Origin of the sequence: Friedmanniella luteola, from assembly GCF_900105065.1 — a bacterium.
Taxonomy (GTDB): Bacteria; Actinomycetota; Actinomycetes; order Propionibacteriales; family Propionibacteriaceae; genus Microlunatus; species Microlunatus luteolus.
On the sequence record NZ_LT629749.1, the window covers coordinates 3,023,557 to 3,042,759 of the forward strand.

General features: G+C 71.4%; 20 protein-coding genes, 1 tRNA gene and 1 pseudogene. 6 read left to right on the top strand and 16 right to left on the bottom strand.

Translation table 11 applies throughout. The annotated features are described in order from the left end of the window. Positions 1 to 59: 59 nt before the first annotated feature. A pseudogene (locus tag BLT72_RS23595) lies at positions 60 to 185 on the top strand (DUF2188 domain-containing protein); the annotation flags it as partial. A 755-nt stretch (positions 186 to 940) separates the two neighbouring features. Here the strand turns inward: BLT72_RS23595 and BLT72_RS14235 are convergent. The 15 genes from BLT72_RS14235 to BLT72_RS14305 all read right to left on the bottom strand — a co-directional run bounded on the left by BLT72_RS14235 (position 941) and on the right by BLT72_RS14305 (position 14,216). Continuing rightward, positions 941 to 4,147 (bottom strand): LysM peptidoglycan-binding domain-containing protein, encoded by a 3,207-nt coding sequence (locus BLT72_RS14235; RefSeq protein ID WP_172826081.1) that lies wholly within the window; start codon positions 4,145 to 4,147, stop codon positions 941 to 943. A gap of 167 nt (positions 4,148 to 4,314) precedes the next feature. After that, positions 4,315 to 4,701 (bottom strand): pilus assembly protein, encoded by a 387-nt coding sequence (locus BLT72_RS14240; protein ID WP_172826082.1) that lies wholly within the window; start codon positions 4,699 to 4,701, stop codon positions 4,315 to 4,317. Between the two features lie 120 nt (positions 4,702 to 4,821). Next, positions 4,822 to 5,301, bottom strand: a complete 480-nt coding sequence (locus BLT72_RS14245) for a TadE/TadG family type IV pilus assembly protein (protein WP_091413672.1) — start codon at positions 5,299 to 5,301, stop codon at positions 4,822 to 4,824. Further along, positions 5,298 to 5,684 (bottom strand): TadE/TadG family type IV pilus assembly protein, encoded by a 387-nt coding sequence (locus BLT72_RS23330; protein ID WP_280949222.1) that lies wholly within the window; start codon positions 5,682 to 5,684, stop codon positions 5,298 to 5,300. Before BLT72_RS23330 ends, BLT72_RS14245 begins: the two co-directional genes overlap by 4 nt. Positions 5,685 to 5,742: 58 nt before the next feature. Continuing rightward, entirely contained in the window at positions 5,743 to 5,949 is a 207-nt protein-coding gene (locus BLT72_RS14255) for a hypothetical protein (protein ID WP_091413676.1), read from the bottom strand. Positions 5,950 to 6,084: 135 nt separating this feature from the next. Beyond that, positions 6,085 to 7,002, bottom strand: a complete 918-nt coding sequence (locus BLT72_RS14260; protein WP_091413678.1) for a type II secretion system F family protein — start codon at positions 7,000 to 7,002, stop codon at positions 6,085 to 6,087. Then, positions 6,999 to 7,883 carry a type II secretion system F family protein gene (locus BLT72_RS14265; RefSeq protein WP_091413681.1) on the bottom strand — a complete coding sequence of 295 codons (885 nt, stop codon included), beginning with the start codon at positions 7,881 to 7,883 and terminating at the stop codon, positions 6,999 to 7,001. Before BLT72_RS14265 ends, BLT72_RS14260 begins: the two co-directional genes overlap by 4 nt. Continuing rightward, complete coding sequence (locus BLT72_RS14270; protein WP_231930065.1) at positions 7,880 to 9,280, bottom strand: TadA family conjugal transfer-associated ATPase; 1,401 nt, start codon at positions 9,278 to 9,280, stop codon at positions 7,880 to 7,882. Before BLT72_RS14270 ends, BLT72_RS14265 begins: the two co-directional genes overlap by 4 nt. 266 nt (positions 9,281 to 9,546) lie before the next feature. Continuing rightward, complete coding sequence (locus BLT72_RS23335) at positions 9,547 to 10,335, bottom strand: hypothetical protein (RefSeq protein WP_091413686.1); 789 nt, start codon at positions 10,333 to 10,335, stop codon at positions 9,547 to 9,549. Between the two features lie 3 nt (positions 10,336 to 10,338). Then, a complete protein-coding gene (locus BLT72_RS14280; protein WP_197677041.1) occupies positions 10,339 to 10,887 on the bottom strand; it encodes an SAF domain-containing protein in 549 nt (182 codons plus the stop codon). 195 nt (positions 10,888 to 11,082) lie between these two features. Continuing rightward, a complete protein-coding gene (locus BLT72_RS14285) occupies positions 11,083 to 11,544 on the bottom strand; it encodes a hypothetical protein (protein ID WP_091413688.1) in 462 nt (153 codons plus the stop codon). Positions 11,545 to 11,999: 455 nt separating this feature from the next. Further along, positions 12,000 to 12,527 carry a hypothetical protein gene (locus BLT72_RS14290; protein WP_157720509.1) on the bottom strand — a complete coding sequence of 176 codons (528 nt, stop codon included), beginning with the start codon at positions 12,525 to 12,527 and terminating at the stop codon, positions 12,000 to 12,002. A gap of 243 nt (positions 12,528 to 12,770) precedes the next feature. Beyond that, a complete protein-coding gene (locus tag BLT72_RS14295) occupies positions 12,771 to 13,058 on the bottom strand; it encodes a hypothetical protein (RefSeq protein WP_091413691.1) in 288 nt (95 codons plus the stop codon). A gap of 22 nt (positions 13,059 to 13,080) precedes the next feature. After that, positions 13,081 to 14,049: a tyrosine-type recombinase/integrase gene (locus BLT72_RS14300; protein WP_091413693.1), complete on the bottom strand. Its 969-nt coding sequence runs from the start codon at positions 14,047 to 14,049 to the stop codon at positions 13,081 to 13,083. A gap of 93 nt (positions 14,050 to 14,142) precedes the next feature. Next, positions 14,143 to 14,216 (bottom strand) — tRNA-Ile (locus tag BLT72_RS14305). A 112-nt stretch (positions 14,217 to 14,328) separates the two neighbouring features. On the opposite strand from BLT72_RS14305, the gene BLT72_RS14310 reads away from it, so the two are divergent. Both BLT72_RS14310 and BLT72_RS14315 read left to right on the top strand, forming a co-directional pair. Next, positions 14,329 to 14,856 (top strand): GNAT family N-acetyltransferase, encoded by a 528-nt coding sequence (locus BLT72_RS14310; RefSeq protein WP_197677042.1) that lies wholly within the window; start codon positions 14,329 to 14,331, stop codon positions 14,854 to 14,856. Positions 14,857 to 14,894: 38 nt separating this feature from the next. Then, positions 14,895 to 15,347, top strand: a complete 453-nt coding sequence (locus tag BLT72_RS14315) for a group II truncated hemoglobin (RefSeq protein ID WP_091413697.1) — start codon at positions 14,895 to 14,897, stop codon at positions 15,345 to 15,347. 2 nt (positions 15,348 to 15,349) lie between these two features. Here the strand turns inward: BLT72_RS14315 and BLT72_RS14320 are convergent, their stop codons facing one another. After that, positions 15,350 to 15,706, bottom strand: coding sequence for a PRC-barrel domain-containing protein (locus BLT72_RS14320; protein WP_091413699.1), 357 nt, complete (start codon positions 15,704 to 15,706; stop codon positions 15,350 to 15,352). A gap of 337 nt (positions 15,707 to 16,043) precedes the next feature. Between BLT72_RS14320 and BLT72_RS14325 the strand changes: the two genes are divergently transcribed. From BLT72_RS14325 to BLT72_RS14335, 3 genes are read left to right on the top strand one after another with little or no spacing between them, the layout of a single operon-like run. Beyond that, positions 16,044 to 17,378 carry an ABC transporter substrate-binding protein gene (locus BLT72_RS14325; protein WP_091413701.1) on the top strand — a complete coding sequence of 445 codons (1,335 nt, stop codon included), beginning with the start codon at positions 16,044 to 16,046 and terminating at the stop codon, positions 17,376 to 17,378. Then, positions 17,375 to 18,310: a carbohydrate ABC transporter permease gene (locus BLT72_RS14330; protein ID WP_197677043.1), complete on the top strand. Its 936-nt coding sequence runs from the start codon at positions 17,375 to 17,377 to the stop codon at positions 18,308 to 18,310. Before BLT72_RS14325 ends, BLT72_RS14330 begins: the two co-directional genes overlap by 4 nt. Further along, on the top strand, positions 18,310 to 19,203 hold the full coding sequence (locus tag BLT72_RS14335; RefSeq protein WP_091413703.1) for a carbohydrate ABC transporter permease: 894 nt from the start codon (positions 18,310 to 18,312) through the stop codon (positions 19,201 to 19,203). Before BLT72_RS14330 ends, BLT72_RS14335 begins: the two co-directional genes overlap by 1 nt.

Consider the following 19,203-nt stretch of genomic DNA (forward strand, 5'->3'; position numbering starts at 1 on the left):
GGCACCACGAGGTCGAAGGCACCGACGAGGCCCTGGGCAGCGGCTAACCGAACAAGGCTGAGGCCCAAGCGGCAGGCCGCGACTACGGCCGGGCCGGGCAGGTAGAGCACAACATCTGCAACCTCGACGGCCGCATCGGGGAACGCAACACCTACGGCCACAACCCACGCAACATCCCAGGCTGAGACCTCCAACCGCCAGCGCACTCGGAGCGCCCGCGGAGCTCACTCTCCACACCGCTCACCTTGGCGCCGTCAGCTGAGGGAACGGACGCGGCCGCCGTTGTTCGGGTCTGACCGGACAGGAGTCAGGCGTTCGGCGGGCATCCACTGCTGGATTGCCGTCGGCCGGCCCTCCTCATCAACACTGGACACCAGCACGAGGGCGGTCCAGTGGTAGGAGTGGCGGCACCATTCCAGCACGTACCCCTGCGCCGGCGCGACACCGGGCCGGTCAGGTTGCACCCAGACGTGACGGGTGGTCCGTGGGGTGGCGAACCGCCGGTCCTTCCGCCGCTGGCCCACCCTGCTATTAGAACGCCTGTCCTATTACTTCGCCGACACCCTTGCCGCAGCTACGGCCTCGAACGCGGCCGCCGCCCATCACCGAAGCGAGCTGCCCGTCCCGTCGCGGCGAGCCGGATCGAGTCGCCTCCGGCACGCTCGCTACTTCTAACACACCCGGACCTGCAGGGTCGACCCCGGCCCACCAACACGTCGGGGACTGCCGGGCTCAGGTCGTCGAGGATGGCCAGATGGTCGACGCGATCCAACCGAGACGCCTGAGGCGTCGGTCACCGCCGCGACTGCCCCGACCGAGTAGGCCTGCTCGCGGGAGTCCGGTAGCAGTGGCCGCTGTCGACCAGGTCGCCGCACCCCGGTGGTGAGGTGGCCCGGAACAAGGCTCAAAGCCACCCGGACCGGAGCTGCCCATACGTGGCTCAGCTGGCCCGCTTCCTGGTCAGCGGATGGTTGTGGAGGACCGCGCTTGTGCGGGCGGGTAGTTCGGTGGGGGCTGCACCGTCGTCGGACCGGTTGTAGACGCGGTCGTGGAGGATCTGGTTGGCCTGGTCCGGGTGACCTTCGGCGGCGGCGACGGCGGCGAGGTCGAGGAGCGGGATCTCCTCGTAGGGGGCGGCGAGAATCGCCGTTTCGGCGGCCGCTCGGGCGACTGGAAGGTTTCCGGTCTTGAGGGCGTGGGTGGTGAGGAGGTGAGCGACGTCGACGATGGCGCAGAGGAGGTGTTGGTCGAGGCGGTCACCATCGATCATCCAGGTCCAGCCGCCGGGTCGGAGCTGGTCGAAGGGTCGGCCGGTGACGAGGGTGAGGGCGGCGCGGAGGTCGTTGATGCCGTCAGGTCCGCGGGTTTCGCCGCGGACGCGGAGGCGGCGGAACAAGTCGGCATCCAGTAGTAGGCCGTCGACTTGGTAGGTGGGGATGCCGCGGGTGCGGGCGGCGTCGCTGTCGCGGGCGTCGGGTAGGTGTTGGCGGCCGGTGCGCGGGTTGGTGCCGAGCCAGTCGCGGAGGATCTTGATGTCGGTGCGAACGCGGGGGCCGCTGATGCCGATGGCGTCGGCAACCTCGTCAGGGGTGGCGCCGCGCGGGCGGGTGGCGAGGTAGGCGAGGAGCTCGGTGTAGTAGGGGCGCCGTTTCGCCAGCGCTGTCCCGTGGGTGCGGGCCCAGACAGGGCCGAGAAGGGTGAGCCGTGGCAGGTCGCAGTCCTTCTCCCGCCAAGCCGTGAGGTCGGCGTCGAGGGTGGGGTCGGCATCCTCGACGATGGCACGAACCCGGACCGGTACCTGGGGGGCGATGGCGGCCAGGTCGTTGATCGTGGTGGTTGCGGCTTCGAGGTACTTCTGGTCGTCGCCGTCCAGGAGGGTTGTCGCCGGTTCGGTGGGCGGGGCGGTGCGGGGCAGGGTGTGCTCTGCGCGGATCGCGCCGGCGGCGTCGGCCCACCCCCGCCAGCCCTCCTCGTCCTTGTCGACCGCGGGTGCGGGGACGGGTTGGTCGTCGGTGGTGTCGGCCTGGGCCAGGAGTGCGGCGCAGCCTTCGGCTTCATCGGTGGTGAGGCCGACGACGATCAGGTCGAGGCCGAGGTGCGGGACGGTGAGCCGTCCCTGCCCGGTGACGGCCAGCGTACGGGCGGAGGCTGGCAGCTCGGTCTGGCCGGTGAGGACGACTGCGGTGCCGGTCCGGGCGGGGTGGTCGGCGACGAGCTCAAGTAGCTGGGTGAAGGGCGGATGCTCGGACAGCTTGGGCAGCTCGAGGAGCAGCATCCGGGCGGGCCAGGCGTCGGCGTCAACCTGGTGAGCGCGGCCGGTTGGGACGTCGAGGGCTGACTCGTGGCTGCGGTCGAGCAGTCCGGCGGCGTCGGCGGTGGCGTTGGCAAGCAGGTGCTGGATGCTGTCGGCGGGGTGGGCGTGGACCCGTTCGGGGTTCATGCCCTTCACCTCCTGGGCGATGCCGAGGCAGTCCAGGCGGGCTTGCTCAGACCACGGGTTGCAGGCGATCTCGGCGGCCAGGTAGCGGGCCAGGTCGTGGCTGTAGAGGGGGTCGCCGGTGATTGCGAGGACACCGGCCTGCTCGCAGTTGAGCAGCCAGACCGCGCCGTCGTCGCTGGCGCCGATCGTGACCAGGAGGGGGTAGGGGGCGGGTTGGTCGAGCACGGTCGGCCCGACCGTGTCGAGGTCGGTGCTCGCGGGCAGTCGCCAGCTGGGCTGGTCGTCGCAGGCCTGCCATGGCGACGTCGGCGGCGCCGGCTCTGCGAGGTGCAGGGTGAGCGCACCGGGGGTCAGCTCGACCGCGGCCAGGTCGGGCATCGGCTGGCGGGCGGCGGCCCGGGCCGCGGCGAGCCGCCGCAGCGCCTGGTCGACGAGGTCGAGGGTCGGGACCGTCTGGTCGCCGGTCAGTACAAGGGTCTTCTCGACCGGAGCCAGCAATGGGGGTGGGACGGCGATGGTGCGGCCGGGTCGGCGCGCCCGGAACTGGCAGGCGCGGCGGCGGCGCAGGGCCACCAGCAGGGAGGCAGCCAGGAGGGCGCCGGCGCCGGTCAGCCCGGTCAACGCCCACGCCGGCAACGCGGCCGTCGCCGGCTCCTCGGGCTGTCGGCTCTCGTCAGCGTGGGTCGGCCCGGCAGAGGCGGTCGGCGGCGGGGGCGAGCTGGCTGGTGTGGTCGACGGCTGCGGTGTCGCTGAAGAAGAGGAGGGACGCGTACTCGGTGCACGCGGGCTGGCGGGGGCGGCTTCGGCTTGACTGCTTCGTGGCGAGGCGTCGCGGCCGGCTCGCGGGTCTGTCGGGATACCTGCTTGATCGGCCCTATCGGGATCGGCCCTGTCAGAATCGGCCCTCTTGGGCTGGTCGGGGTGCGGCTGTTTGGCTGTGGTGGGGATGGTGAGGGTCCAGCCGACGTCGATGATGTCGGGGTCGGTGAGGTGGCGGCCGTCGGGCTGCCGGATTGGGGTCGAGGCGCGGAAGATCTCGGGGTAGCGGTCGGCGTCGCCGAGCTGCTCTTCGGCGATGTCGGACAGGGTGTCCCCCCGCTGGACTCGCACCCGCTCTCCTCGAACGTTGGTCGCTGACGGTGGGTGGGCGGGGAGCTTGAGGGTCTGGCCGGGGGTGAGGAAGCCGGGCCGGCCGTGCAGGGTGTCGGTGTTGAGTGCGACGATCTCGGTGTAGCGGAGGCCGGAGCCGAGGCGGTCAGCGGCGATAGACCACAGCGACTCGCCCCGCCGCACGGTGTGCAGCGGGGCGGCGCCGTTGACTGCGGACCGGGCTTGGTCCGCGCGGTGGTGAGCCGGCGGGTGCTGTGGGGGTGAGCTGTGCGAGTTGTCGGCGGGGTCGGGGTTCGAGCTGGTGGGTTGGGCGAAGGCGACGGGCGCTGGCTGGGAGGCTAGCGGTGCGGCGAGGAACAGCAGCAGGGCGGCGCTGACCAGCTCTCGGGCCCCGACCTGGGGCAGCCGGAAGCCTGGCACCCGGGGCGCTGCCCGTCCCCGCAGCTGGGCCACCACCTCGATAACGACCAGGACGGCGAACAGCAGCCAGGCGGCCCAGGCGGCCAGGGTGAGGCTGGCGAGGGCGAGGGTGCCGTCGTCGCGGGTGGTGGCGGCAGTCCAGATCTGGGCCGGCGACGGGACTTGGTCCGGGATCACGTCGGTGCCGACCAGGGCGAGCAGCGCCGGTACACCGGCGACCCCAGCGAGCAGGGCCAGCGTGGCGGCCAGCCCAACCAGCCGCGCCGCTGGGCCCCGGCCTTCCGCCGGCCTGGGCGATGTCGGCGTCGGCGGTGTGGGGTCCCGCCGTGGGGGCGTGGGTCGGGTCATCGTTCGACGCCCTGGACGGCGCGGACGGTGCGGGCCTCGGCCCGGCCGGTGACCTGGAGCTCGTTGATGCCGATGATGCTGAGGAAGACGGTGGAATAGCTGGCGGTGGTAGTGACGGTGACCGCGGTTCCGCCGTGCAGACTGACGGCGCCGGAGACGTCGGCGGCGGCAAGGTAGCTCCGGGCGGCGGCGGCTGCGCGCTGTGGGTCGGTGCGGAGAGCGTCGCCCCGGATCGCAGGCGCGGGTTGCAACTGCTGTCCTGCTGCGCGGGCGGCCTGCCGGGCGACGTCGACGACGTGCTGCCGGGCATAGACCTGACCGCCAAGATCAACCGCGAGCCCGGCCAAAATCACCATGCCTGCCGCCGCCGTGACGGCGAACAAGCTGACCGACCCCCGGTCATCCCGCCGGTTGCACCGCCTACTCCCCCATCGCCGGCCCCTGGACGGTCGGTCCGCGTACCGCCGCCGCGGCCATCCCTGGTTGGGTGCTTGGGTCATCGGTCAGCCCCGTTCCCGGTAGGTGTCGATCGGGGAGGTCATGGTGGCGGTGATGGTGCGGGTGCCGGGCAGCCCGGGCAGGGTCAGGTTGGAGAGGTCGACGGCGCAGATGACGGTGGCGGTCACCTTGGCCGGGGTGCCGACTGGGGCGGCGAAACCTGAGGCGTCCACGCGGACCTGCTGGGACCGGCAGCTGAGGTGCTGGTTGTGGAGGCTGCTAGCGGCTCCGCCGGCGCCGGCCGACTGCGCCTGGCCTGGGTTGCGGGCGAGGGAGGCGGATCGGGCGGCTTCCGCGGCGGCGGCTTGGACGGCTTGGCGGGTGACCGCGACCCGGCCGGCGTAGATGATGAGCAGCACGAACAGCAGGAACGCCGGCACGATCAGCACCGTCTCGATCGCCGCCGAGCCGCGCTCAACCTGCAGCCGCCACCGCCGCCGTCGGGCGGGCCGACGGAGAACTTGCAGGTTGGAATGCGGGTTCATCCGGTGGTGATCCTCTCGGCGGGCAGGGTGGCGCTCTGCCGGACCTGGGGGTGCCAGCCGGGCAGCACGGTCAGGGCGGTCCCGGTCACCGTCACGGTGACGGTCGCTGCACCGCCGGAGCGGCCGGCGGTGACCGCCGCGTTCTCGAGGACGTCGTTGCCGCCGGCCTGGGCGACGAAGTCGGCGGCGGCCAAGGCCCCGTCACCGGGGGTGCCGCCCTCGAGGGCGGCCGCGCGCGCGCCCTGGGCGGCGGCGGCGATCGCGACGGTGCGGGCGTGGTAGATCAGGGACGCCTGCAGGCCGAGGAACATCACCCCGAACAGCACCGGCAGCAGCACCGCCAGCTGCAGCGACGCCGAACCCCGCTCCCCCCGCAGCCGCACGGGACGGCGCTGCCGGAGAGGTGATGATCGTGGCCGAGGCATGTGTTGGCTGCCGGGTCTAGAGCTTGCCGACCTGGGCGACGACGTAGGCGCGGATGGCGGCGACAGCGATGGCGACGATCGCGATGATGCCGACCGACCACGCCACCTGCTCGATGGTGATGGAGCCGCGTTCCCCCTCAGCGCGCGCACGGGCGAGCGGCGCGTCGAGGTGGTCCTGCAGCCGCAGGCCGAGCAGGTGCAGGGTCACGAACAGGTGCTGCATGACGGAGCCTTTCGGGTTGGGGCACCGGTCCCGGTGCGGGCCGGCGAGGTGTGGGACTTTCTGATCTCCTGAAGGGGTCGGACGGGATGCGGGTGGTCGTGGGCCCGCACTTTGGCTTGCGCGATGGATGGCAGATCAGGTTCCGCCGAGGAGGCGGAGCAGGGCGGGGGTGACGAGGAGGGCGAGGAAGATGACGCCGAGGATGCTCATCGGGAACGACATGCGTTCGCCGATCTCGTTGGCCTTGGTCAGTTCGGCGTTGAGCATGGCCGAGCGCATGCTGGCGGAGCGGGCGCGGAGGTTCGCGTACACCTGGGCGCCCTCCTCCCCCGACAGGCGCATGATGTCCGCGAGATCGGCGAGTTCGGGCAGTCCCAGCTCGTCGGCGAGGGTGTGCAGGGCCTCCCACGGCGCCTGGCCGGACCAGCGGCTGCGGGCCAGCTCCTCCCCCAGCCGGCGGAACACCCAGGAGTCGCCGATGTCGGCGGCCACCTCCATCGCCTGTCGGGCGCCGGAGCCGCTGTTCCGTTCCAGCGCCACCAGGTCGACGTAGGCGCCGAGCGCCCGAGCGAACTCCGCCCGCGCCTTCAAGGCGTCGTCGCGGACGTTGTAGTCAGGCAGGAAGAACATTCCGACCGCCAACAACACCGTCCCTGCCACCGGCACCCCGAACGGCACCCGGAAACCCAGCAGCACGAACAGCCCGGACAGCAACGCCGGGATGGTCAGCCCGATGAGGGCGAACAGCACCTTCTCCCCGTAGAAGCGGGCGACCGGGATCCGCAGCACCGCCAGCTCCCGGACCGGGGTACGCACCCACACCGCCGGCGGGAACGCACCCAGCGCCCACACCCCCAGCCGCTCCTGCCCCAACACCGCCCCCGAACCTGCAGCAGCCGCGGCTACGTCGGTTGGGGTTCGGGTGGGGGTGGGTGAGAGCCGGTCGAGGGTGTCGCGGAGGTCGGGGTGGGCCGGGACCAGCCGGGCCAGGAGCAGCGCGACACCGAGGCCGAGCAGCGCTCCGCCGACCAAGGCGAGCTGCAGGCCGGTCACCGCGCCACCCCCCAGCCGGCCGAGCTGTGGGCGTGGGCGCCGAGGAACCGGGGCAGCGGGTGGCCGGTGGCCATCCGCCGCATCCACACCAGCACCCCGACGTAGGCGCCGAGGAGGGTGATGAGCAGCAGCTGGCCGAGCGGGGTGGCGTAGGGGCGGACGTAGGTGCCGGTGACCGCCAACACGGCAAGGACGACGACGGTGATAGCGGTGACCCAGCGGGCGGTCGCCCGAGGTTTGGCCCGGTCGGCCTCGATCGCCCGCCGGGCCCGGACGTCCGCCGCGACGGACTCGGCGAGGCTCTCCAGCACCGACGCCAACCCGAACCCCCGACGGCGAGCCCCCAAGATCAGGTTGGCGGCGATCAGGTCACCGGTGGTGTCGTCGAGCTCGTCGGCGAACAGCCGCAGCGCCTCCTCGGTCGACCAGCGGGCCCGCAACCGGGCCACCAGCCGGGCCACCTCCGCCCGGATCGGCTCCGGCGTCGACCGCAACGTCGCGAGCAGGGCCTCCTCCAACCCGATCCCGACCGTCAGCACCCCCGCCAACGAGCGGGTCCACTCCTCCATCGCCTCCAACCGGGCGATCCTCGCCCCCGCCGGCGGCGCCGACAGCAGCACCGGCAACCCGGCCACCGCCGCCGGCACCAACACCACCGCCACCAACCACCCCGTCAACAAGGCGACCAGCACACCAGCGGCCAGGCCCACGACCAGCAGCCAGCGGGTGCGCGGGCTGACCCGCCGCCACCGCTGGACCGGTCCGGCCCGCCGCCGGTGGGGTGGGGGTGGTCGTTCGGGGGTGCGGCGGAGACCGGCGACCAGGCCAAGCAGGCCGGCCACGGTCACCGCGCCCCCGACCGCGGCGAGCAGCGGCGTCACAGCGTTCCCCCGCCGGCCTCGGCGTAGAAGGTGGGCAGGTCGAAGCCGTACTGCTCGAGGCTCCGGTACTCATCCGGCAGCACCCCCGCGACAGCGGGTTGGCCGGCAGCGGGCCGGAACACGTGGGTGGTGGCGTACCCCCGGTCGCGTTCCCCCGGAGTGACAGCCAGGATCTCGGCCAGCCACCGGTCCCGTCGGAACCCGCCGCTACCGGTGGGCTGGGTACTCAGGTGCAGCTGAACGACCAGGTCGATGTTCTCCGCGACCGCCCGGGTGGCGTAGTCGTGGGTGACATGCGCACCGGCCTCCATGGCGCAGGTGACCAGCTTCCGCAACGCGGCCTCGCCGTGGCGGGCGTGGGTGGTGGAGATCGACCCGGCACCGGACTCCATCGCCTTGATCATCGCCAGGATTTCCCGGCCCCTCACCTCGCCGACGATCTGGCGGGACAGGTTGAACCGGAACGAGTCATACAGCGCCTCATCCAGGGTGAACTCCCCGGCCTGGCGGCCGTCCGGGCCGCGTTCGCCCGACCCCGGCCGCGCCTCCCACGCGTGCACGATCGGATGCCGGTCCGACATCTCGTGCAGGTGCAGCTCGTACTCGGTCTCAAAGGTGCCGATCGCTTCCCACGGCGGAATCTCCGCACACAACGCCCGCACTAACGTCGTCTTCCCCGCGCCCTGCGGGCCCGCCACCACGATGGACAGACGCGCCTTCACTGCCGCCGCCAAGAACGAGGCGGCCACTGCAGACAAGGTTCCGCGGTGGACCAGATCAGCCAACGTCACCGACTGCAGCCGGTGGCGGCGGATCACCACCGACGGACGTGGTGTCACCCAGGCCGACGCCGCCAGCCGGGCGCCGCCGTCCAACCGCAGATGCAGCCGCGGCACCGCCGGGGAGAACGGACGAGCGTTCACCTCCGACCGCGACGCCAAGAAGACCAGGAAGTCGACCAGCTCAGCGTCGGAGTCGGCGACCGGCTCCCCCGCCACGGTGCGGCCGTCCGTGCGCTCCAGCCACACCCGGTCATGGCCGGTGATGATGATGTTCTCGATCCGGTCGTCGTCCACCAACGGCTGTAGCCGGCCCAGCCCAAACAGGGCATGGAACACCGCCTCCCCCAACCGGTCCTGCACTGCCAGCGGCCAGGCCGGCTCCCCGGCGGACAGCCGATCCCCGGCTTCGGCCTGCAGCAGCTCCAGAATGATCGCCCGGCCCAGCTCCTGTTGCGCCGACCGGTCCAGACGCGTCCGGTCCTCCCCTAACGCCGCCGACAACCGCTCCGACGCCTGGGCCCGCAACACCGCCACCATCGACCAATCCACCCCACCCGGACCGGAAGCCGTATCGACAGCGGCGTGCGGCGCCGCCCACGACGGCAGCTGGGTCACGGGCCGCACCCCGACCGCCGGGTGAGGTGGCGGGGTGAGGGCTGCCGCTTCAGGGCGGAAGCTGAAAGCCGACCGGACCCGGCCCGGTCGTTGGACCGAACAATCTGCTGTCAGGGGTGGCGAGGCAGCTGAGGCTGGGGTGGCGAACAACGGAAGTTCAGCCGGCGCCGGCCGCACCTGGTGGCCTTGATTCTGCTGGTCTGGGTCTTGCTGGTCTCGGCGGTCGTCGCCCCGCTCCGGAGTGTCTTCACGAGCAAGGGTGTCGGTCATCGCTGCACCTCCACAGGCATCGATTCGAGGGCGGCCCGGCCCGCTGCCACCTGGGCTTCGACGGCCGCCCGCGCCGTGGACAGACTTCGGGGCAGGGGCAACCGGTCGAATCGGCGCGCCGGGACGGCGCCGCGACTGAGCACCGCCGCCGACCCCTCGTCCCACGCCAGCCCAGCGGTCACCGGCAGCTGCAGCACCGCTGAGATCTCCCGCCCGCTGTAGGGGCGGCCCGCCCCCACCAGCAATAACCCCACCCCCGCCCCGCCGGCATGCTCATGCCCAGTCCTGAGGGTGTCGGCCCAGGACCGGGCCGCCGCCAACGACACCAGGTCCGACCGCACAGCCAGCAAGACCAGATCAGCTCCAGCAAGCAGCGGCTCCGGCCACCCCTCCAAGCCGAGACGGCCGCCGTCGACAATCACGTCCTGCCCCAACGCCTCCAACCCCGACAGCACCCCTGCCAGCGGGTGCCACAGTCCGGCCAGGCTCCGCGCCTGACCGTGCGCGCGCACGCCCGGCAACAGCTGCACCGTCGAGTCCGGTACGGGTACCAGCACCGAGGGCAGCGCCTCGGCCAGTCGGCCCTCCCGCTCCGCTGAAGCGAGATCCAACAGGCCGCCCGCCGGGGCCGTTGCGCCGCGGAAGTAGCCGGCCAGCACCGCCGACCCGCCCGTCGGGTCCGCCTCCACCACCACCACCGGCCGCGGCCATCCCAGCGCCAACCCCAACGCCGATGTGGTCACCCCCGGGGACCCGGCCGCCGACACCAACACCACCACCGCCACGACTCAGCGCTCCCGCGAGTCCAGCACCAGCGCAACCTTGCCGGTCGCTGCCCGGGCCGCCAGCTCAGCGGCGTCATCAAAGGGCACCTGCACATCCACCACCAGCTGCCCGGTGTCCTCGCTGCCGTGCACCCCGACCACCGTCGCGGCGATCGTCCGCGGCTCCTTCGCCGTCACCTCGCCCTGGTCGCCCGGTGTGGCCACCACCCGCACCCGGTCGCCCGCCCGCAACGGCTCCCCCGGCAACAACGCCGGCGGCAGTCCCACCCCCACCACCGACAGGTCCCGGCCCGGCACCACCGCTGCGGCGATGGCTTCGTCGGTGACCAGCCCGCCCGCCGGCAGATCCGTCGCGGCCCGCTGACCCACCACCCGGTCCAGCTGGTCGGCTCCGACCGTGCGGAGGGCCGGGTCGACCCCGACCCGCACCGCCGTCACATCGGTGCGGTCGATCACCTCACCGCGGTGAACCGTCGACGTCACCGCCAACACCTCATCGGCGTTGCTGGTCGAGGTGTACGCGTAGGCCGACACCAGCGCCCCCACTGCCACCGCCAGAGCCGACGCGACAGCGACCAGCGGACGCCGCCGCAGCTTCGGCGGCGAGACCACCAGCCCCGCACCGCCGTCAGCCGGCGCTTGGCTCGAGCGGGCGCGGCCGCGTCCGGTCGTGGTCCTGGCCTCATCCGTCACCGACATGCGCACTCCCCCGAGTCGTCGTCTCTTGCGGTGCTGCTGCTGCTTGGCCTAACCGGTGGTGAGGACCTGCGCCTCCCCCATCGTGATCACCGCCGACCGGGTGAACTGCAGCGGAATCTCTCCCGACTGCCCGATCCCCGACCACGCCACCACCCAGTACGAGGTCGCCCGCACCGTGTACACGCCCTGCCGGGTGAATCGGTGGCCGCAGTCCGGGCTCGACCGCTTCCCGAAACCGTCCGCGTACGGCGTCCCCGGCGTCCGGCACACCACCGTCGACCCGTCCCCCATCGCCCACACCACCCGGTCCACCCGGCCCGTCGCCGTCACCGAAAACCCGCCCGCCGACACCGACCGGGTCACCGGCCCCCACGAACTCGCCGACGGCGCATCGACCCACATCCAAGTTGGCAAGCCAACCAAGCCCACCCGCCCAGGCGCCGGCTCCGGCACGATCCCCACATCCACCGCACGCAGCCGCATCGCCGCCACCGCCCGCTGCGCCAACACCCGCGGATCCGGCGGAGCAGCCGGACCCGCCGGCGGCGTCAACGACCAACGCTGCGACAAGCCCGTACCGATAAGGCCAGGACTCAGACAGCTATAGACCGCACCATCCTCGTGGCCCTGCCACACCGCGGCGCTCCGCGGCGGCTGGGGACTCAACGCCTTCACGTAACACCGCCAACCCCGAGACCACCAGCCGTCGCTCGTCCTACAAGGGATCTCCTCGCCAGAAAAGGGCGAGGTGCATGCGGGCGACGCCGACTCTGACGAGTAAGAGGCAGGCCGGCGTCCAGACGGGTTGGCCGGTGGCGCTGCCGGAGCTGAGACCGAGACGACACAGCGTCCAGTGACCGCGTTCAGCGCTGCGCCCGATTCGCAGGTAACCGGCGGATCGGCAGACGCCGCAGAGGCGGGGAGCGCCAGCAGGACGGAGCTGACCAGCAGGCCCAGCCATCGCCTCAGCACGTCTTGCCTGCCTGCTCGTCCACCACGTACCACTTGCCGGAGTCACGAAGGACCTCGTACCCGTATCGGATGCGCGGGGACCGCTTGTCCGACACAGTGGACTTTCCGTCCTCGTCGACAATGTTGGCGCCACTGACGTCGAGGCATGCATTGACCCGGTACCGGCTCCCCTTCGAGAGCCGGTCGGCGGAGAGGTTCTCGACCGCCACTGACCCAACCTGGCGCACACGGTCGGCCCGGTACTCGGTGATGTTTTGGATGTACTGATCCGCGACCTCACCCCGCGCCACGGTGAAGATCTCGGTCAGATCGGACTTGGGGTCGGCAGAGAGCCGATCAAGGACCTTCCAGAAGCGCACCACGGCCGCTTGGGCGGCGGCCTCCGATGGGTCGGCCGGCGACGGCGAGGTAGGCGTTGGTGTCGGACTGGGCGAGAGCAGACTCGGCGTCGCCGTCGCTGGCGGAAGTTGCGTCTCACCAGGGCCGCCCGTGCAGGCGGCCAGGACCAGCAAGCCGGGCATGAGCGCCCAGAGAAGCGGCTGCTGCCACCGCCTGAGTCTGCTCATCGGCTTCCCCCGAAGCTCCGCCATGCTTACCTAAGTCAGCACCGTCCCGCGAGTGGTCGACACTACGAGAAGAATTCTGACGAATCTAGACCGAGAGCTGCGCATGGTCGTGAGTCCTGTGGATAACTCCGGGGCACGCGAATGCCCGACCGGCGGCAGGTCCCGTCGATATTCGAGGCTCGCGAGGCGGCGGCAACCTCAAGATTTCGGCCGGTCACGTCCCTGGCCGCGTGCGCGCGACGATGCCAGGGCGAGGCGTTGGAAGTACGCCTTCTTGGCCGATACGGCCCGCTGGAGCCGCTCGACGGGATCGAGGCGACCGTCCGGGTCCACCTCCCGCTCGAACCGGGCCATGAAGGCGTCGGCCGCCGGCCGTGTACGCGCCGTCCGGTCAGCCGTGTTGGCCCAGCTGGCATGAGCGGCGAGCTTCGCTCGCAGGACACGTTGAGCCGGTGTGAGCTCGGAGCCGTCGCTGATTGCAGTCATGCCGTCGTAAGGCAGCGCTCACCTACAGCCGATCACCGATGGCCCGCCGGCGGTGCTCAGCACGCGCCCGCTCGTCGGCGGCACTGGCGCCGTAGCGACCCACCATCTCCCGGGAGCGCCAGCCGGCGAGCCGCATCAGGTCGTTCTCCTGGCCGCCATCAGCGAGCCACTTGTGGGCGAAGGTGTGCCGGAACCGGTGCGGGTTGATGTGCGGTATCCCTGCGTCGTCAGTGCGGCGGTCGATCATCTGCCGGATCGCGTTGTCGGTCATCGGCCCGACCCGCCCGAGCCACAGCGCTCGCAGGTTCTCGTACGGGTGCGCTCGGCGGGCCCGGATGTAGCGACGCAGGGCGTCGGCGGTCTTCGCTCCGTAGGGACAGGCCCGGTGACGCCCGCCCTTGCCCAGGACGTAGGCCGTGGATTCTTCCTGGTCGAGGTCGTCCACCGTCAGGCCGGCGAGCTCACCGGCCCGCATGCCGGTGTCGAGGAAGAGCCGGATGATCGCCAGGTCCCGCCGGTTCTCGAACGTGTTGCCCTTGCAGGTGGCGAGAAGAGCCTCCAGGTGCGCGTCGGGGACGATGGGAACGGGCTGCTCGGGGACGGCGGGCGGCCGCATTCGCTCCATCGGTGAGCGGTCGATCTCACCGTCGTCGACGAGCCACCGGAACAGCTGCTGCAACGATCGGTAGTGCTTGGCCACGGTCGCGGGACGAACCGTGCCCTCGCGGTTGTGCGCCCGGCGCTCGAACATCGCGGCCAGGTAGCTCTCCACGTGGTCCCGGCTCACGTGACGAGCGCGGACAGGCATGCCGTTCGCCACCAGGAAGGCGCAGAAGGCCCGGCCCACCCGCAGGTAGGAGTCGATGGTGGCCGGGCTGATGTTCCGCGCCCGCAGATGCACCTGCCAGTCACCGAGCAGAACGGGGAGCGCATCGGGGTCCGCCGCGACCTCCGGACCCGGTTTCGCCGCACGAGCAGACCTGGTCGTCATCCACCTAATGTAGCGAATCCCTTGGTGTTGGAGCGTCGTGCTCCGGTCCGGATCCGCGCTTGACGACTATAAGACCTAGTGAGAGGCTACTTGTGGGGCGGGTGGGGCTCGAACCCACGACCCAGGGATTATGAGTCCCCTGCTCTGACCGGCTGAGCTACCGCCCCTCGCGACGGCTCACCCTACCGGCCCGGCGGCGGAGCATGCGGGTCCGCGCCGGCGGGCGGCGCACCACCCACGTCGACCGGGGGCGGAGCCGTGCGGTCTACCCTCGTCGCCGTGGACGGTGGGACGGTGCGGGACGCGACACCCGGCGACGCGGCGGCGTGCGCGGCCGTCTACGCCCCCTACGTCCTGGACTCCTCGACCACGTTCGAGCTGGTGCCGCCCACCGTCCCCGAGATGGCCGGCCGGATCGCGGCGGCCCAGGCCCGGCACGCGTGGTTGGTGCTCGAGCGCGCCGACGTGGTGGTCGGCTACGCCTACGGCGGCCCGTTCAAGGCCCGGCCGGCCTACCGGTGGGCCTGCGAGGTGAGCGTCTACCTGGCGCCGGACCAGCGGGGCGCCGGCGGCGGCCGGGCGCTCTACACCGCGCTGCTCGACCGGCTCACCGGACGGGGCTACCGGACGGCGGCCGCCGGCATGACCCAGCCGAACGAGGCCAGTGCCGCGCTGCACCGCGCTCTCGGCTTCACCACGGTGGGCACCTTCCGCCGGGTCGGCTGGAAGCACGGCCGCTGGCACGACGTCACCTGGGCGCAGTGCGACCTCGGGGCCCACCACGACCCTCCCGAGGAGCCTCGCTGACCCTGGCGGCCGGGGTCCGGTGGTGCCAGAGTGGCGGGGTGGCGGCGTCGATCTACGAGCGTGCCGGCGGCCAGCCGGCCTTCCTCGCCCTGGCCCGGGCCCACCACGCGCGCTGCCTGGCCGACCCCGAGCTGAACCACCCGTTCAGCCACGGTGACCTCGACCCGGAGCACGTCGAACGGCTGGGCGCCTACTGGGCCGAGGTGCTGGGCGGCCCCTCGACGTTCTCCGGCGGGCTCGGCGACCACGCCACCGTGCTGCGGCGGCACGCCGGCCACGGTGACATGAGCGACCTGGGGCGTCGCTTCGTCGCCTGCTTCGTGGCGGCGGCCGACGACGCGGGCCTGCCCGCCGACCCGGAGCTGCGCGCCGCCCTCCGCGCCTACCTGGAGTGGGCCGTCGCCGACGTCCTCGACCACGAGCAGGAGGCGGACATCCCGCCCCAGCTCCCCGTGCCGCGCTGGACCTGGGACGGGCTCAGCCCGGCGTGAGGTCAGCGGCGACCGAGGCGGCGCTCGCCGCCGGCGCCGCGCTCGTAGGCCAGGCCGTAGTAGGAGTAGATGCCCGGCTCGGCCGCCGACTCGAGCTCGCCGTCGGTGTCGATCGAGGGCGCGTCCTTGGCCAGCTTCTTGTCCGTCATCACCCGGATGTGCTTGGGCGCCACCCGGGCACCGATCAGCGGCACGAAGACGAGCCGGCCCCCGCCGACCAGACCCACCTTGACCGTGGCGAACACCGCCTCGTCGGTCGAGGTGTCGAAGTAGACGCCCTCCAGGCTCCCGATCTTGGAGCCCTCCTGGTCGACCACGCTCTGCCCGCGCCACTCGCGGATGTCGTCCACGTCGAACACCAGTTCTCCTCGTCTCGCTGCAGCCCGTCGACGTCCGCCGGACGGGCGCTCGCACTCTACTGCGGTGGCGCGCCGGATCCCGGGCGGCCCGTCGGCGGCACGGGTTGTCCCCGGTTGCTTCCGAACCCGCCTGTGGTCCGCGACACTACGACCAGAAGGCACGGTCCTCGGCGCGCTCGCTCGTTGACCCGACCCGGAGAGGCTCTGCGGATCCCTGCATCCGCGGGTCGCCCGCAGCGGGAAGGTCCAGGGAAGCGGCGAACGCCATCTACGGGGGCTGAGCGGCGAGAACTGTGCGCCGGGGGCCCACCCCGCGCACCTCGAGTGAGGAACAGACATGGCGTTGAACCGTCGACAGATCCTGATGGGCGGCCTCGGCCTCGGTGCCGCGGCGGGACTCAGCTCCTGCGCCGGCCTGACGGGGAAGTCCTCCAGTGACACCCCCAGCAGCTCCAGCTCCGGCTCGGGTGCAGCCCTGCAGGCGGAGCTGACCTTCGTCAACTGGTCCGGCGACGCCGAGAAGAAGGCGTTCGACGCCGTCATCAAGGCGTTCCAGACGGCCAACCCCGGCATCACCGTCAAGACCGAGACGGTCCCCTACGCCAGCGTCCAGACCAACCTGGACTCCCGGTTCCAGGCGGGCAACCCGCCGGACCTGTTCCGGGTCTCCTACATCGACATCGGCCAGTACACGAGCCAGGACGTCCTCCTCGACGTCTCCGGCACCTTCGACCAGGCGAAGGTCGACGCGTTCGTGCCCGGCCTGTGGCAGGGCGTCGTCTACGACGGCAAGCCCTACGGTGTGCCGCACCAGATCGACACCACCGCGATCCTCTACCGCAAGGACTCCTTCGAGGCCGCCGGCATCACCAACATCCCGACCGGCCTCGACGACGCCTGGACCTGGGAGGAGTTCGTCGAGGCGAACCGCAAGCTCGCCGCCATCGTCAAGGGCAAGCAGAGCCCCTTCATCTACGACTGGCAGAGCGCGGGCGCCTACCGCTGGCTCAACTGGCTGTTCCAGGCCGGCGGCAACGCCCTCGGCGAGGACCTCCGCTCCCCGGCCATCGACTCCGACCAGGGTCGCAAGGCCGTCGAGTTCACCCAGAGCTTCTTCACCAACGAGTGGGTGCCCCGCAACAGCTCGGTGAAGTCCGCGACCTACCCCGACTCCGTCTTCATCGCGGGGACGGTGGCCATGGCCTTCGCGGGCGACTTCCTCCTGCCCGGGATCGAGACGGGCGTCAAGGGCAAGTTCGAGTACGGCGCCCTCCCGATGCCCCGTGACGTCAACGCGGCCAGCGACCTGGGCGGCAACGCCATCGTCGCCGCCAAGGACGGCAAGAACACCGAGGCCGCCGCCCGCTTCCTCGAGTTCATCGTGACCGAGGAGCAGCAGCGGACGTTCTGCGAGGCGACCGGGGAGCTGCCGACCCTGAACGCGCTGACCACCAGCGAGCTGGACTTCGCGGTCCGACCCGAGCTGATGAAGACCTTCGTCGAGCAGGCCACCACCATCACCCCCGAGCAGGTCCGCCAGGTCACCGTGCCCCAGTTCGCCCAGATCAACACGGCCCTGCAGGCCGAGCTGGAGAAGGCCTTCCTCGGCGGCGCCTCGGCGGCCGACACCACGGCGGCCCTCGCGGCCGCCATCGAGAAGGCCGCGCCGTGACAGCGGTCTCGGCGCTGCCGGCGACGTCGCCCCCCGCCGGAGCGCGGACCCGGCGTCGGCGGCCGCGCTGGGACCGGTCCGCCGTCGCGTTCCTGGCTCCGGCCCTGCTGCTGGCCGTCGGCTTCCTGATCGTGCCGATGGTGGCGGCGTTCGTGTACTCCAGCGCCAAGATCGCGCCGCTGAGCGGCCGCATCACCTGGTTGGGGTTCGAGAACTACGCGACGATGCTCAGCGACCCGGTGTTCTACCGCTCGCTGGTCAACACCGCGCTGTTCATGATCATCACCGTGCCGCTCAGCATGGCGGTCGGGCTGGCGCTGGCCGTGCTGATGAACTCCGTGCTGCCGGGCCGCAAGGTCGTCCGGACGATCATCTACCTGCCGCTGGTGATCTCCGGGGTGGCCGTCGGCCTGATCGGCACCTTCCTGTTCAACGAGACCATCGGCGTCTTCAACGGCCTCGCCACCTCGCTCGGCCTGCCCAACGCGGCCTGGCAGTCGAGCGGGGTCCCCGCCTTCGCGTCGCTCGTCCTGATCACGCTGTGGATCCGCGTCGGCTTCACCATGATCATCTACCTGGCCGGTCTGCAGGCCGTCCCGCAGGAGCTCTACGAGTCCGCCTCGGTGGAGGGCGCCTCGGCGTGGCAGAGCTTCCGCTTCATCACGTTCCCGCTGCTCGGACCGTCGACGTTCTTCCTGCTGATCATGAACGTCATCTACTCGTTCCAGGTGTTCGACACCGTCTTCGTGCTCACCAACGGCGGCCCGGGCGTGGCGACCGAGGTGCTCGGCACCTACGCCTACAAGACCGCCTTCGGACCGGCCCGCGACCAGGGCTACGGCGCCGCGATCGGCGTCGTGATCTTCTTCCTCACGCTGATCTTCACGATCGTGCAGTGGCGTACCAACCGCAACCGGGACGAGACCGCCTGATGGCCATCACCGCACCCCGCGCCCTGGCGCCCACCCGCGTCGAGGTCGACCGCCGACCGGTCCCGACCGGCCGTCGCGGCCGTTCCAGGGTGGGTCTGGTCGTCCGCATCGTGCTGGCCGCGGTCACGGCCGTGGTCATGGCGTTCCCCCTGTGGATCATGCTCACCACGGCCTTCTCGGGCCAGCAGACCTTCGACGCCAGCGTCAGCGTCGTCCCGCGGACCTTCTCCCTGGCCAACTTCACGCGTGTGCTGGACGCCTGGCCGGTCGGCCTGTGGTTCGGCAACTCCGTGGTGATCACCGGGATCACCACGGTGCTCACCGTCGTGGTCAGCGTGCTGGCGGGCTACGCGTTCGCGAAGCTGGTGTTCCCGCTCAAGAACGTGCTGTTCCTGGTCATGCTGGCCACGATGATGATCCCGACGCAGGCGATCCTGGTGCCGCAGTTCCGGATCGTCAACGGGCTCGGCCTGATCGGCACCTTCTGGGCGGTGATCATCCCCGGGGCGGCCGCGACCTTCGGCATCTTCCTGGCCCGCCAGTTCATGCTCGCCATCCCGAACGAGCTGATGGAGGCGGCCAAGCTGGACGGTGCGGGCAGCCTGCGGATCTTCTGGAGCATCGTGCTGCCGCTGTGCAAGCCGTTGCTGGCCGTGCTGACCCTGCTGGCGCTGATGTACCAGTGGAACGACTTCCTCTGGCCGTTGATCGCGCTCAAGGACCCGGACCTGTACACCCTGCCGATCGGGTTGCAGTTCCTGCAGGGGCAGTACCAGACCGACTACGGCGCGCTGATGGCGATGACGTTGATCGCCGTCGCGCCCCTGGTGGTGCTGTTCCTGGCCTTCCAGCGGTTCTTCGTCCAGGGTCTCGCCACCACCGGCATCCGCTGA